11 protein-coding genes are annotated in these 14,408 nt (G+C 53.5%); 6 read left to right on the top strand and 5 right to left on the bottom strand.

Annotation, left to right across the window (positions count from 1 at the left end):
- Positions 1 to 116: 116 nt before the first annotated feature.
- From ACYVGS_RS00055 to ACYVGS_RS00040, 4 genes are all read right to left on the bottom strand, one after another.
- Positions 117 to 779: a class I SAM-dependent methyltransferase gene (locus tag ACYVGS_RS00055; RefSeq protein ID WP_460586584.1), complete on the bottom strand. Its 663-nt coding sequence runs from the start codon at positions 777 to 779 to the stop codon at positions 117 to 119.
- A gap of 298 nt (positions 780 to 1,077) precedes the next feature.
- Positions 1,078 to 1,506: a hypothetical protein gene (locus ACYVGS_RS00050; protein ID WP_460586583.1), complete on the bottom strand. Its 429-nt coding sequence runs from the start codon at positions 1,504 to 1,506 to the stop codon at positions 1,078 to 1,080.
- An 800-nt stretch (positions 1,507 to 2,306) separates the two neighbouring features.
- Positions 2,307 to 3,494, bottom strand: a complete 1,188-nt coding sequence (locus ACYVGS_RS00045; protein WP_460586582.1) for a nucleotidyltransferase domain-containing protein — start codon at positions 3,492 to 3,494, stop codon at positions 2,307 to 2,309.
- The gene (locus tag ACYVGS_RS00040) at positions 3,478 to 4,644 is read right to left on the bottom strand and encodes an SAVED domain-containing protein (protein ID WP_460586581.1); all 1,167 of its coding nucleotides are present in this window, start codon (positions 4,642 to 4,644) and stop codon (positions 3,478 to 3,480) included. The genes ACYVGS_RS00045 and ACYVGS_RS00040 overlap by 17 nt, the downstream gene beginning before the upstream one ends.
- A 553-nt stretch (positions 4,645 to 5,197) precedes the next feature.
- Here ACYVGS_RS00040 and ACYVGS_RS00035 point away from each other — a divergent pair.
- The 6 genes from ACYVGS_RS00035 to ACYVGS_RS00010 all read left to right on the top strand — a co-directional run bounded on the left by ACYVGS_RS00035 (position 5,198) and on the right by ACYVGS_RS00010 (position 14,132).
- Positions 5,198 to 6,754 carry a Fic family protein gene (locus tag ACYVGS_RS00035; RefSeq protein ID WP_460586580.1) on the top strand — a complete coding sequence of 519 codons (1,557 nt, stop codon included), beginning with the start codon at positions 5,198 to 5,200 and terminating at the stop codon, positions 6,752 to 6,754.
- 103 nt (positions 6,755 to 6,857) lie between these two features.
- Positions 6,858 to 7,040 (top strand): type II toxin-antitoxin system Phd/YefM family antitoxin, encoded by a 183-nt coding sequence (locus ACYVGS_RS00030; RefSeq protein WP_460586579.1) that lies wholly within the window; start codon positions 6,858 to 6,860, stop codon positions 7,038 to 7,040.
- A gap of 72 nt (positions 7,041 to 7,112) precedes the next feature.
- The gene (locus ACYVGS_RS00025; RefSeq protein ID WP_460586578.1) at positions 7,113 to 9,137 is read left to right on the top strand and encodes a type I restriction-modification system subunit M; all 2,025 of its coding nucleotides are present in this window, start codon (positions 7,113 to 7,115) and stop codon (positions 9,135 to 9,137) included.
- Positions 9,134 to 10,534 carry a restriction endonuclease subunit S gene (locus ACYVGS_RS00020; RefSeq protein ID WP_460586577.1) on the top strand — a complete coding sequence of 467 codons (1,401 nt, stop codon included), beginning with the start codon at positions 9,134 to 9,136 and terminating at the stop codon, positions 10,532 to 10,534. The genes ACYVGS_RS00025 and ACYVGS_RS00020 overlap by 4 nt, the downstream gene beginning before the upstream one ends.
- The gene (locus ACYVGS_RS00015) at positions 10,531 to 11,115 is read left to right on the top strand and encodes a hypothetical protein (RefSeq protein ID WP_460586576.1); all 585 of its coding nucleotides are present in this window, start codon (positions 10,531 to 10,533) and stop codon (positions 11,113 to 11,115) included. Before ACYVGS_RS00020 ends, ACYVGS_RS00015 begins: the two co-directional genes overlap by 4 nt.
- The gene (locus tag ACYVGS_RS00010) at positions 11,112 to 14,132 is read left to right on the top strand and encodes a type I restriction endonuclease subunit R (protein ID WP_460586575.1); all 3,021 of its coding nucleotides are present in this window, start codon (positions 11,112 to 11,114) and stop codon (positions 14,130 to 14,132) included. The genes ACYVGS_RS00015 and ACYVGS_RS00010 overlap by 4 nt, the downstream gene beginning before the upstream one ends.
- Positions 14,133 to 14,212: 80 nt before the next feature.
- Here ACYVGS_RS00010 and ACYVGS_RS00005 read toward each other — a convergent pair.
- Positions 14,213 to 14,408: hypothetical protein (locus ACYVGS_RS00005; RefSeq protein ID WP_460586574.1), on the bottom strand; the 196-nt coding region annotated here is incomplete at its 5' end.

Here is a 14,408-nt window from a genome sequence, read left to right as displayed (position 1 = left end):
CGGTGCGCGGTAGGATGCCCCAGCATGTGGTCTAATTCCACTCAGAGTGACGAGGAGCCAAATAAAAAAGCCGGTCGGCTTCTGATCCATCTAGGCAGAAGCCGACCGGCGGGGCGCTATGCGGCTATCGCTCCGCCCGTCCTCCGTGCGACGCCGGCAAGACGGCTGCGGGCATGGACGCAGTATTTTTCCTCGATCTCGATACCGAGATAGCGCCGTCCGGTGAGCGCGGCCGCAACGGCAGTGCTGCCTGAACCTGAAAAAGGGTCGAGAACAGCATCGCCCGGTTCCGAGTAGGACTTTATCAGCGGCGCAATGACACTGACCGCTTTTTCGGTCGGATGCGCCTTATTGCCACTGAACTCCCAGCGCTGAACATCACTGATTGGCCGGGCGGGCTGCCTCGGGCGGCCCTTCGCCAGCAAAAAGGCGGATTCATGGCAGTATCTGGCAAAGCCTGATTTGGAAGCATAAGGCTTGGGCCAGACAAAATGCCCGACCGTTCGGAATCCCGCCGCCGCCCACGCACCGGAAAACCCGGCGATATTATTCCAGCCATAGAAGGTAATACAGTAGCTGTTCTGTTTCAGGACGCGGAACAGCTCATCATAGACTGGTAGCACCATTGCCGGGTCACTGTCCCCGGCAAGCGTCCGGCCCTGCCGGTCTCGATAGCTGCAAAGATACGGCGGATCCGTTACCACGAGATCAACGCAGCCTGCCTCAAAAGTCTTCAGCGTCTCCACGGCCTCACCGCAGATAATTTGGTCAAATTCCATTTTCGTTCTCCTTCCGTAAAAATGGTTGCACATACAACCCTGGCCTTCGCCGAGAACGGGGTGTGCAAACGGAAGGAAAAATCGACGGCGGGCGCACAAGCGGTGAACCCGCGAGACGCACGGAGCCACGGGAGACCGTCTTATTTTTCATGAAGTGCGCCGCAGGGGCTGGCCCCTAAGCCCGCGCAAGGGATCGAAGCCGAATGGCCGAAACTCTGTGTAGTGTCCGCACAACAGAGGTTCGGTGAACGAGAGCCCGGCCCGTCAGGGTGCGTCCGATAAATATATCAGAAAACTGTTAGCTAACCAGCTCTTTCAACAGCGCAAGCAACCCACCGATAACGGCCATCCATATCGGTATCAGGACTGTCCACCTCTGGCTTCTGCGAGTCTGCCGGTCATGCAGCTCAATGGACGCATTCAGAAGCGCCTTCGTATGCTCGGGAGACAATGGCGGCCGCTGGGTGCCAGCCTCCTCCGACACATGGCGCGTGACAAGGGAGATCGGGTGATTCCGCCCCTCGACGACCCAGAAGAATTCCTGATGTTCTTTCGCAAGCTGCGTCCAGCTTTCAGCTGAATCTGGCCACTCCGGCAATTCTGCTAGAAGCCCCTGCTCACTGCGATGCGAAGCTGCGTCAAGCGCGACGAGCTGGATCAGCGCGAGAACATCCTCAAGCCGTCCATTTATCAGGTATTTGTACTCCTTCTTTGCCTTCGAAGCCACATTCAATTGCCCTATAGGGTTTGTATTTTTTCTATTTTGTATATCCAGACTATACAAATACAGGGGATAGAAAACCTTACCTAATCATTTTTTCGCCTGATCTTGCGTTTTCGCCCCTTCTTACGCGTTCCGGGCTCAGGGCGAGGTATAGCCGTGAAATCATTTCGAAGGTGAACCCTGAACCATCGTCGTCTCGTAATCGTTCGCCAGGGAACCAATTTAAATCTGAAGCTACATCTTCCGAGCCTGAAACCACAGCCACAAGGGCACGGGAGTTTATTAGCAACCCGCTTTCGCCTGGCAAGCGCGCTCAAAACACCCAAGACGGCCTTCTTTCCCCTAACTTGAAATATAGACTGATAATCATCAATGAGTCCGTCCTCCCCATGATCCAGCTCACCATAAGGAACGCGGCCATGCTCTTGTTTGTAACAGACGCCGTAAAGGAAGTGATCAATAACGCGTTCTACAAAATCGGGTATGCGTGGATTTGCGGCAATCAGTGCCTTTAACCTCAGCTCCGATCCTAGGCAAAACGACCCATCAGCGTAAGTGTGAAAATCGCGATCTCTTTTTATGCGTCCTTCTGTCTCATGGACTTTCGGGATTTCTCTGGGGTAATTACCGGGAATTTCGATCCTGATGGTAAATTCTTCCCGGATCGCCGGGTAACCTTCCATCTTGGCATGAAATGCGTACCGACCTTCAACGACGACGGTGCTTTCATTGAGCTTAATCAACCTCATCCTCGGGTTTGAGGCTAGAAAATCGTTCAGGCCCAGATCCAACCATTTTTGCATTTACGATCTATGCCAGGGCCGCGCATTTGATGGCTCAATCGCCGTGGCTGGCTTGGCGACGGCGGCGGACAGTCCAAGCGCAAGCTCAACGGCGGATCGGTCAAGATTAATATCCAGGCCGGCATCAGCGGCTTCGATGATAGCTTGGCTGTTGTCCCTGGAAAGCAGCGCCCGGAAATGGGCTCTTGCCTGCGTGAGCCAGAGATGGAAATTCTCCTCCAGCTCCAGGTGCGCATGTTCAGAGGAATACCATTTATCGGCAAAATCCTCGTCGGGGTTCACCGGATTGGGCACCCTCGCCACGGAGGCGTTAATGAACCGATCCATCCGGCCCAGTATATTGGCAAGAGCCTCTGCAAGGTCACTTTCCCCGTTATAGGCACGGGCCGCCAGGGTCGTAATTATCACGGATATGGGCTTATTGTCGTCCTTGTCTTTGAACATGGTGTCCCGGTGGCGCTTCAGAAGCTGAATGCAGTGCTGGAGGGGAGTTTTCCAGCGATAGTAAGGAAGATCGTCAATACTGGCTTTAACCACCATTTCCCTTTCAGCAAGATACTGCTGCGCCAACCTCATCCGCGATTCAAACCATTTGGCGTAACCTTCGGGGTTGCTGATACGCCAGCGATCAGAGACTACAGCATAGTTTTCGTCTGTCCTGTCCGTAATGGACAGCGCCAGCGCCGATACCGACTGCGCAATCCCCTCATCCAGCTGGCTGGCTTCTACCATCCGCTTTCTCAGGCGGGAGCGGGCAAAATCCGACTCCGGGATACTGGGCACCACATCCAAATGGAAATTCATATCATCTGCGTATACCAGCCGCCAGCAGCGATCTTTCTCGTCCAGCTCTTCCTTGATGTTTCGAGCGTTCCGGTAGGCCTCCAGGTCGCCGCCCAGCAGCTCCTTCAAATCCTTCTGGGTGATATTGGTCTTATTGAGGCCCTGCCGCAGGATGCAGCCCATATCGAGATCATATTCCTCATCATCCTCCGGCCTGATGGCGGTGCCCAGCCTGAATGATCCCTGGGGGGTCACTTGCGGATCAAAGCCTGAGCAGGCGGATTCGGGACGGTGAAGCCAGCTCCCGAGATCTTCGTAGCGTCTTTCGGCTGTTTCATAGGCACTCTCAGGCAGATCGACCTGATCCAGGATTTTTTCCAGTACGGCGTTACTTCGGTTCGGCATGGCTATCACCTTCGATAACGATGGATTGTGTAAACTCTTTTTCCTTGATGTTGTGGTCATAGATAATCCAGGGCATTTCAGCCTTGGGCATCCTCGCCCTGCCCAGCTCTATGGCGCAGGCCACTGGCATTACCGGGAAGATGTGAAGCGGCGTTTGATTCCCGTGATTGTGTTTGATCTCCACCATTAGTCTCCGGATGGCCTTCCGAAACTGGGAAAGCTGCTCTTTTGCCTGAAGGAAATCATTGTGGGGGCTGTCTACGGTGAGTTCCCAGATACTGACCCTGTCCCCGAGAATCCGGTGAACCCGGTCGCGGGCAACGTGATCGGACAGCGATAAAAGCAGCACAGGCTCACCGCCAAAATCAGCCGGACTATTGATGACATACGCGAAGTCATCCGGCCCCTCGGCCCAGTACCAACCTTTGGGCTCCCGGTGAGGCTGGTAGGTTTCAACGTCGATCTTGTCGGTCAGGAGCGCCCCAAGATAGATCAGCAGCGGCTGCGGCGCGAGAGCGAAGATGGAGAAGTGCTTGCACTCATCCTCCTTGATGACCGGCTCAATCTGAGCTTCATAAACTTTCAGGAGATGCCGACGCTCGGCCTGCCAGAACTCGCGGCTAGAATCCGTTAATTCCCAGGCCATCGATACAGTGATCGGCCGCTCCCTTGCCGGATACCACGCCGGAAACATGGCCTGAACGCAGGCATTGTACCCAATGGGCGATTTTTCGGAGCCGATATTCGCGCCGTAGAAGATGAGGTGGGACTTTTTATCAGGATGGATGCCGGTAACAATTTCAATGCGCTGTTCATGCTCATGTTTCCATCTCTGCAAAAGATCGGCGCTATACTTATCGCCCTTTTTGTCCTGATCGATTTTTGTATGGCATCCATGACATACCAGCATGAGGTTGCCGATCTCGTTGATGTCCGCATCGTCGTCGGCGTACGGCCCCTGCCCCCTGGGGCCGTCTTTGGAAACTGACCATATATGCGCTTTCTGCGACCGGTGTACCGCTTCCTGCGTTACCGAAGAACGGTAAAGGATCTCATTGCAGGCGCTGAACTGACAGCGCCCGGCAGCTCGCGCCCACAGCTCGCGCTCAACACCTGATTTGATATGTTGCCGCTTTACATTTTCCACCATACGCCACCTTTGCAAGAAACTAGACTATACGGAGATAATGTCTAACGCCTCTCCTTGCGAACCCCCTTAAAGGGCGTTTTTTCGCTGGTTTTGACATCCATGAACCGGTCGGCACCGGTCGTTACGCTTGACGTAATGATCGGACGGCGTTTGGGTTTGTGACCGCAGCCGAACAGCACCGATGCGCCTGCCGTCACCTTTTGGAGGATTTGTCGTCATCTGCCGAAGTTCTCTTGGTTAGGAATCTCCATAATACACTATATATTGTGCCTATCAATATTCATTAACACAATATAAAGCAATTTGTACGCCATAGCTGTCGTAACCAATGGCTCCCGCTCCAATTGTCATCAAAATTCACGAGAACCCCGAATCGTCACCGTTTTTCACAGATCGTTATCGCTTTTCACATTAATTGATTTCTTAAAGTCGTTTGCTTCTTCACCGCCTCATTAATCGCACGATAAACTAATAATGGCTCGACATATTTTACTAACCATGGTAAAGCATAATAAACTAGCAACCGCGCAACACAAAAAACGAGTAATACCCCATGGCCACACCTTCCGAAAAACTGGCGGAATCGCTTTCGGTTCTCAAAAACCTTCAGGATCGCGGCCAGGTGGCCATACGCTCGAAAGACCTGACGCGAACCCACCGCGAGCGTCTGCTCCGCAATGGCTTCCTCCAGGAAGTCATTAAAGGCTGGTATATACCCTGCCGTCCGGACGATAAGGCTGGTGACAGCACGGCCTGGTATGCTTCTTTCTGGCAGTTCTGTACCTCTTACCTGGACTCGCGCTTTGGCGACGACTGGTGCCTGTCACCGGAGCAGTCAATCGCCCTTCACGCCGGAAACTGGACGGTTCCAAAGCAGCTTCTCGTCAGAACGAAGAAGCCCAGTAATAATCTGATCACCCTGCCTCACGGAACCTCCCTGCTCGACATCCAGGCCGAACTTCCCCCTCCCGGGGACATGATGAAAGCCGAAGGACAGCGCGTCTATACGCTTCCTGCGGCCCTGATCGCATGCGCGCCTGGCATCTATCGCCAAAATCCGACTGATATACGAACCGCGCTGTCCCTGACAGGCGACGCCTCCGACCTTTTGGCGCGTCTCCTGGACGGCGGTCACAGCACCATTGCCGGTCGCCTGGCCGGGGCATTTCGTAACATAGGCCGGGAAAACATCGCCGATGACATTCTACAAACCATGAAAGCAGCGGGTTATACCGTCAGAGAAAGCGATCCCTTCTCCACACCCAGCCCCATGGCCTTCAGCAAAAGGGAGCCTTCCCCCTATGTCAGCCGCATCCGGCTGCTCTGGGAAACCATGCGCGCCCCTGTCCTGGATCACTTCCCGGAACCGCCGGGCCTGCCCGAGAACAAGGCTGCCTATCTAAAGCAGGTAGAAGATATCTACACGTCCGATGCCTACCACTCACTCTCAATCGAGGGGTATCAGGTCAGCCGCGAGCTGATTGAGCGGGTAAAAGCGGGCTCCTGGAATCCCGATGGCGACGAACACGACCGAAACCACCGCAACGCCCTCGCAGCCCGCGGCTACTGGCAGGCCTTCCAGGCCGTCGAAGGCAGCATAGAAAAGATACTCGGAGGCGAAAATCCCGGCCTCATCGCCCAAAAGGATCATGGCACCTGGTACAGGGAACTCTTTGCTCCGAGCGTAGCAGCAGGCATCCTGAAACCATCCGACCTCGCCGGCTACAGAAACGGCCCCGTCTATATCAGAAAATCGATGCATGTGCCGCCCAACACAGAGGCCGTAAGAGACCTGATGCCCGCTTTCTTCGAACTTCTCGAAGAGGAAACTGCCGCCCAGGTACGGGTCGTGCTTGGGCATTTCATATTCGTCTATATCCATCCGTACATGGATGGCAACGGCCGTATAGGCCGATTCCTGATGAACGCGATGATGGCCTCCGGGGGCTACCCTTGGAGAGTCATTCCGGTCGAAAAGCGGGACGACTATATGCGCGCCCTCGAATCTGCCAGTGTCGACCAGGAGATCGTTCCATTCACGAAGTTTTTGACAGAACTTGCCAGAGGCCAACGCTATCCAACCAGCAACATGCCCGTAAGAGAATGCTAAATCTCTCCACATGCCTTTAGGTGATGAAAGTACATCCGATTCAACCCTTGCATGAAGGGACTGTTGTAGCCAAAATAGCTGAAATGGCTCATTGGGGATCAAAATGAAATCTATGTCCGCCAAGGAAGCAAAGAATAGCTTCGGCCTACTTCTCGATACTGCACGGGCACAGCCTGTAGCAATCGAGAAACACGGACGACCTGTGGTCGTGGTCATATCAGTTGAGGAATACGAGCGCCTATCAAGCCCTATACCACTGACAAAACAGGCTACGATCGACCGTTAGGAAAGAGTTTGGCAAAAGTTATACAGGAAAGTCTCTTGTAAACTAGATCGCTTTAAAGAATAGGAGAACACAGTGTCGGGGGCATCCTCCAAGGTTCACAGCTTAAGCTCGTTCGTCTGGTCAGTCGCGGAAATTCTTCGCGGCGACTTCAAGCAATCCGAATACGGCAAGGTCATGCTGCCGTTCGTTGTACTACGCCGCCTCGACTGCCTCTTGGAAGACAGCAAGCAAGCCGTCCTCGAAGCCGAAAAATCACTCCCTGAAAGCGCGGATGACGCAACCCGCGACATGATCCTATTCGGGGCAGTCGGCGGCAATGTGAAGGTCTACAATCTCTCACGTTTCACCTTCGACAGCCTGAAGGGCCAGGATCCCGGCCAGCTCCACCAGAACCTGATCGACTACATCACGAAGTTCTCGCCGAATGTCCGCGACATATTCCTTGACAAGTTCCGCTTCACAGATCAGCTAAAGCGTCTGAAAGACGGTGGCATACTGTGGAACGTCTTCGAGCGCTTTTGTGAGATCGACCTGCACCCCGGCAAGGTTAGCAATCTTGAGATGGGCTACATGTTCGAGGAGTTAATCCGTCGCTTCTCCGAGATGTCGAACGAGACTGCCGGCGAACACTTTACCCCGCGCGAGGTGATCCGGCTGATCGTCGATCTTCTGATCGCAAATGACGACACAAAGCTCTCAGGGCGCGGAATAATTCGTCAGGTCTACGACCCCGCCTGTGGAACCGGCGGCATGCTGGCGCTCACTGAAGAAGCGCTGAAGGACTTCAACAGCAATATCCGTGTCGAGTTGTTCGGCCAGGAGCTGAACGACGAATCCTTCGGTATCTGTAAATCCGACATGCTGGTCACCGGCCACGATCCCGAGCAAATCGCCTTCGGCAACACGCTTACCCAAGACGCGCATGCAGGGAAGAAGTTCCACTACATGCTCTCCAATCCTCCATACGGCGTGGACTGGAAGAAATATCAGGATCCGATCAAGGCCGAAGCGGAGAATATGGGCTTTGAAGGCCGCTTCGGTGCGGGTACGCCGCGTATATCCGATGGGCAGCTTCTCTTCCTCCAGCACATGATTTCCAAGATGCGCGACGACGAGGACGGCTCGCGCATCGGCATCGTCATGAACGGCTCGCCGCTTTTCACGGGAGGGGCTCAGTCCGGCGAGAGCGAAATCCGCCGCTGGATGCTGGAAAATGACTGGGTCGAAGCCATTGTCGCCTTGCCGACCGATCTTTTCTACAATACCGGCATCCAGACCTATGTCTGGCTGCTGACCAACCGGAAACCCAAAAATCGTAGGGGCAAGGTCCAACTCATCGACGCATCCGGCGAGCGATTTTGGAAACCCATGCGCAAGTCGCTCGGCAGCAAGCGCCGGGAAATCCCGGACGAGTCCCGCGCCGAAATCGTGCGCCTCTATGCCGAATTCCTGAACGGTGGGAGCGGCGAGTCTGATGTATCGAAAATCTTCGACACAACTGACTTCGGCTACCGCGAAATCCGCGTCGAGCGTCCGCTACGTTTGAATTTTCAAGTCTCAGACGAGCGACTGGCACGTCTTCACGATCAGAAGCCTTTTGCAAAACTGGCTGACGATGAAAAGGCCGATATCGAGGCCGCGCTCCGCGCCACTGGCGATCAACTCTTCATGGCACGCGATACTTTCGAGAAAGCCATGTCCAAGGCGCTCAAGGCAGCCGAGGTCAAGATTGGCGCTCCCATAAAAAAGGCGATTCTCTCCGCGCTATCCGAACGTGACGATGACGCCGAAATCTGCAAAGACAAGAGTGGAAATCCCGAAGCTGATACCGACCTGCGCGACCATGAGCTTGTGCCCCTAAATGAAGACTGGCAGGACTATGTGGAACGAGAGGTAAAGCCTTTTGTGCCCGACGCCTGGGTAGACGAAAGCCACACCGACACGCGCGACAAGAAGATTGGTCGTGTTGGCTATGAGATCAACTTTAACCGCTATTTCTATCAGTACGTTCCGCCGCGCCCGCTCAAAGAAATCGACGCAGAGCTGAAAGCGCTTGAAGTCGAGATCGCCGAGCTCCTGAAGGAGGTGGCGGCATGACTACGCCCCTAGACGCAGGAGAAGCGCGCGTCCGACTTATCGAACATAACGAAATCCCACCCCTGCCCAGTGGATGGGATGTCCGACGCTTTCGATTTTTATTCCGCGAGAGCAAGGAGCGGAACGGAGAAACTCCGGTAGGGGATATGCTTTCTGTGTCCGAATATCGTGGGGTGGTCCCCAAGGATTACGAACATGAAGAGCAACGTAGAACTGACGAGGAGCTACAGACCTACAAAGTTGTGCGTCCTGGCCAACTCGCCGTCAATACGATGTGGCTTAACCACCTCGGGCTGGGAGTCTCTAACCATCTAGGACACGTTAGTCCCGCATATGCGGTCTATGATATCTCAAAGGAGTTGGACAAGCGCTTTTCTCACCATCTTCTCCGCTCGCAATATTATCTAAAAATCTATCTTCGATATCTGTACGGCATTCGACCCAATTCGTTTCAGATAAAGACAGATGATTGGAACTCGATTCCGATTATTTTGCCACCGCGAGACACCCAAAAGGCCATCGCGGATTTTCTCGACCACGAAACCGCCCGCATCGATCAACTGATCGAGAAGAAGCAACGGTTAGTTGCGATCCTTTCCGAACGGAGAACTTCCGTCATTTCTAAGGCTGTAACGGTTGGACTGCCAGAACAAAAAGAAGCGGTAGAATCATCGTCTCGCTTCTTACCGCGTGTTCCTGTGGGCTGGGTGGTGACACGACTGAAGCACCTCGGCAGAATTCGAGGGGGACTAACACTCGGCAGAACTATTCCAGAGGCAACCGTCACTCGACTGGTGCCGTATCTTCGAGTTGCAAATGTGCAAGCAGGTTGGGTCGATTTATCAGATGTTGCAGAAGTTGCGGCAACGGACACGGAAATTGGCCGGTACAGCTTGAAGTCTGGCGACATTCTTATGAATGAGGGAGGCGATAACGATAAACTTGGTAGAGGTGCGGTGTGGCATGCACCATTCGAACCTTGCTTGAATCAGAACCACGTCTTTGTAGTGAAACCATTCAAGTCTGAACAGGCTGAGTGGATTTCACTTGCGACGAACGCTCAGTATGCTCGTGATTTTTTCTACTTTTATAGCAATCAAAGCACTAATCTAGCATCGATATCGAAATCCAATTTATCCGAATTTCCGGTTGCAATTCCTCCGAACGAGGAAATGCGCTCAATTTTAACAGCAACTAAGAGGCAAATCGCAACCCTTGAATTACTTAATCAAAAAACCAACAATTCGCTCAACGTTCTCTACGAACTCCGCGCCGCCTTAATCACCGCCGCTGTCACCGGCCAGATTGATGTGCAGACATGGGGCAAGCAAGGCCAGACTGACCGCCGTCTCGATCAGATTGAAGAGGATGAATCTCTCCGGGAGGCGCGTGCGTGACAGGTTTCAGTCAAGAGCAGATGCATCGTCCCTTGTTTGAAGAACCGACCGCCGCGATAGAGCGGCCGGATCAGTGGTCGGAGCCACTAGGCTTCCTGGTCGGCGGGAGTGCCAATCAGCGCTTTCAGCACCTCGGCCAGCAATACTACGATGCCGCTTATCATCTTACTGAATGTATCAAGCATCAAGACGTGGCAGACTGCGATGTCGCCAATCCAGTCCTTTACCTTTATCGACACTCGATCGAACTTTTTCTCAAAGCGATCATGCAGGGCACGGCGAAAACCCACAGTCTCGATACTTTGGCGGAAGAGTATCGGGCTTTCGTAAAAAATGAATTCGACGCGGACTGCCCCGATTGGATCATCACTCGGATGAAGGAACTGGGAGCAATAGACCCTAACTCAACCGCCTTCCGCTACAACGTGAATTATGACAAAGCCGTCAAGGCTGACCAGCCTATCGATGGCGAATTCCATGTCAATTTGCACCATTTACAGTCAGCCATGACCGCACTCAATATTGCCCTCGTTGGGACTATTGCGATGATTGCGTGCGGAGAAGGGAAAGTACAGGCATGACAAAACACGCTGCCTCCAATGTCCATAAAGAAAACGTTCTACAGGAACACCTGGTCAAGAATCTGGTAAAAACGCAAGGCTATCTTCGCCGCGTCGGGTCAGAGAATAGTAACGCTTACGCAGGCGAGATCCATTTCGACAAATCTTTAGCGATAGACCGCGAGCTTGTCATTCGCTTTCTAAAATCGACGCAGATCGAAGCCTGGGAAAAGCTGGAGCAGCATTACAAGAACTCCGCAGAGGATGTGCTGTTCAAGCAGCTCGACAAGGCGCTGAAGGATCGCGGCCTGCTTGACGTACTCCGTAAGGGAATCAAGATTGTTCCCGGCATCCCGTTTACGCTTTGCTATTTCCGTCCTGCAAGCGGACTGGAGCAGAAGAGGATGCAGGAATATGAGGCGAACATCCTCAGCGTGATGGATGAGGTCGCCTATAGTCAGAAAAATGGCAATCGGATCGATGTCGTTCTGTTCCTCAACGGCCTTCCCATTGCGACGATAGAAGCCAAAAATCTTCTGACCGGCACAAATTTCAAGCACGCGGAAAAGCAATACCGCTCAGATCGCTCACCCGCCGGTGAGCCTTTGCTAACCTTCAAGCGCGGCGCGCTCGTCCATTTCGCTATCGACGAGGATAACGTGTCGATGACAACGCGCCTACAAAACGGCAAGACACGCTTCTTGCCGTTCAATCGCGGACGTGATGGTGGTGCGGGCAACCCCGATATTCCGGGCGAGCATCGAATTGCATACCTCTACGGCGATGGTGATTGGGGGCAAGCGATCTTTTCACGCGCCGTGCTGATCGATGTGATCGGCCAGTTCATGACACTGGAGGTGAGCGGCAAGAATGAAGTGATGATTTTTCCGCGTTTCCAGCAGCTCGATGCGGTTCGCACGATCATGGCGGATGCGAAAATAAATGGTGCGGGTAAGAGCTACCTCGTCCAGCACTCGGCAGGTTCGGGAAAATCCAACACCATTGGCTGGCTGGCCCACCATGCGATTAACCTACATGACGATGACGATTCACAGGTTTTTCATACCGCTATCATTGTGACCGATCGCATTGTGCTTGACCGGCAGCTCCAGAACACGGTATCGCAGTTCGAGCAGACACAGGGCGTGGTCAAGAAAATCGACGGCACATCACGTCAGCTCAAGGACGCGATTGCCAAGGGTGCGCGGATCATCGTCACGACAATCCAGAAGTTTTCGACCGATCACCTGAAAGCGCTCTCCGGGCAGGGCAAGCGGAACTTCGCTGTTATCATCGACGAAGCGCATTCGAGCCAATCGGGCAAAAGCGCCCAGGCCATGACAGACGCTCTCACGCGCGAGGCCACATCGAGCGACGATATCGAAGACCTGATCGCGGAATACCAGAGAGCGCGCGGGCCACAATCGAATATCAGTTTCTTTGCCTTCACCGCGACACCTCGCAACGTGACGCTGGAACGATTTGGTGTGATGGGGACGGATGGGCTACCCCACCCGTTCCACCTCTATTCGATGCGCCAGGCCATCGAAGAAAAATTCATTCTGGACGTACTCCAGAACTACATGACCTATAAAGCCTACTACCAGCTCGAGAAAACCATCGAGGATGACCCCGAACTGAGCGGCCGACGCGGCCAGCGTAAAGTGGCCCGCTATGCGAATCTTCACGCCACCGCGATCGGCCAGAAGGTAGAAATCATCGTCGAGCATTTCCGTCGCCATGTCATGGGAATGTTGAATGGGCAAGAGAAGGCGATGATCGTTACCCAAAGCCGCGAGCATGCGCTACGCTATTATTTCGGGATAAAGAAGTACATCCGAGAACAAGGTTATGCTGACTTGAAGACCCTTGTTGCCTTCTCGGGCGAACTGGAGCTGGACGGTGAGACTTACACGGAAGCGGATCTCAATGACTTCTCGGAAACGGAGCTTCCTGGGCGCTTCGATGGCTTTAAACCAGACGGGACGCCGTACCCCGAAACCTATCAAATTCTTATCGTTGCCGAGAAATATCAAACAGGCTTCGACCAGCCGAAGCTCTGTGCGATGTATGTAGACCGCAAACTGGCCGGACTTCAGGCGGTACAGACGCTTTCGCGCCTGAACCGTACCCGTGCCGGAAAGAATGAGACCTTCATCCTCGATTTTCAAAATACAATCGAAGATATCCAGACTGCGTTCAAGCCTTATTATGAGGCGACCACAATCGAGGCAATGTCAGACCCGAACATGGTCTATGACCTGGAAGGACGACTCTACCGCTTCGGTTATCTCGATAAGGACGAGATCGAGCGTTTTTCCCAAACCTATTTCAAAGGGATTTTGAGCGGTGCGGATCGGGCGCAACTTGAAGGTCTTGTGAAGCAGGCCGTCGCCCGCTTCGAAGCTGATGACGATGAAGGGCGGCAAGAGGAGTTCCGGCAGCTCTTGAAAAGCTATAGCCGGTTCTACAGCTTCATCGCCCAGGTCATGCAGCTTGATGATACAAGCCTCGAAAAGCTAGCCGTCTATGGAAACTGGCTCTCCCGGCTTCTACCAAATCGGGAAGTGCCGCCAGAAATCGAAATCACCGAAGATATGCTTCGCCTCCAGGCCTTTAAAGTGGTCGAGAAGGAACGAGGCAGCGCCTCCCTAGCCGCTGGCGACACGGAGGCACTAAATGCGATCAGCGAATTCGGCGCGAAGCCGTACACAGAGGACGAAAAGAAGGAATTATCGGAAATTGTGCGGGCATTTAATGACCGTCATGGTACAGATTTTTCAGAAGCCGACATGATCCGGTTCGAGCAGGTAAACCGCGATATCATGAACGAAGACATGACGGAGATGCTGCGCAACAACCCGCCCGATGTGGTCTATGCAGCGTTTCGTGATGCCTTCTTCCAAGGTGCAATTCGCATGTTCCAGCGGGACAACGAAATGAAAAATATCGTGCTGACCGATGCGGAGGCGCGGGATAAGGCAACGCGCCATTTCTTCAATAGGGCACTTCGTGAGGCTCGTGATATCGGACGATAAATTTGATTACTCAATCTCAACTAACGGCTGCTTTCTGTCAACGCCCGCAAAACTACGCATGGTTTCTTGGCGCGGGCACTTCACGTAGTGCGGGTTTGCCGACAGCTACCGACATCATCTGGGACTTGAAATGCCGACATTACTGCCGCGAAGAGAATCAGGAGATTTCGCGTCAAGACATTCAAAGTGATGCCGTCAAGGCACGCATTCAGGCCTACTAACTTTTTCATTAGTAAAGCGACAGGTGTTTGATATACTTGCGGCATGAAATGCACA

Source organism: Haliea atlantica, from assembly GCF_054779855.1.
Note: the sequence above shows the minus strand (reverse complement) of the source record. Positions and strands in the feature narration are given on the sequence as shown.

Coding starts and splice junctions, on each gene's coding strand:
- ACYVGS_RS00055 (WP_460586584.1), bottom strand. CDS start 779: ATGGAATTTGACCAAATTATCTGCGGTGAGGCCGTGGAGACGCTGAAG.
- ACYVGS_RS00045 (WP_460586582.1), bottom strand. CDS start 3,494: ATGCCGAACCGAAGTAACGCCGTACTGGAAAAAATCCTGGATCAGGTC.
- ACYVGS_RS00040 (WP_460586581.1), bottom strand. CDS start 4,644: ATGGTGGAAAATGTAAAGCGGCAACATATCAAATCAGGTGTTGAGCGC.
- ACYVGS_RS00035 (WP_460586580.1), top strand. CDS start 5,198: ATGGCCACACCTTCCGAAAAACTGGCGGAATCGCTTTCGGTTCTCAAA.
- ACYVGS_RS00030 (WP_460586579.1), top strand. CDS start 6,858: ATGAAATCTATGTCCGCCAAGGAAGCAAAGAATAGCTTCGGCCTACTT.
- ACYVGS_RS00020 (WP_460586577.1), top strand. CDS start 9,134: ATGACTACGCCCCTAGACGCAGGAGAAGCGCGCGTCCGACTTATCGAA.
- ACYVGS_RS00010 (WP_460586575.1), top strand. CDS start 11,112: ATGACAAAACACGCTGCCTCCAATGTCCATAAAGAAAACGTTCTACAG.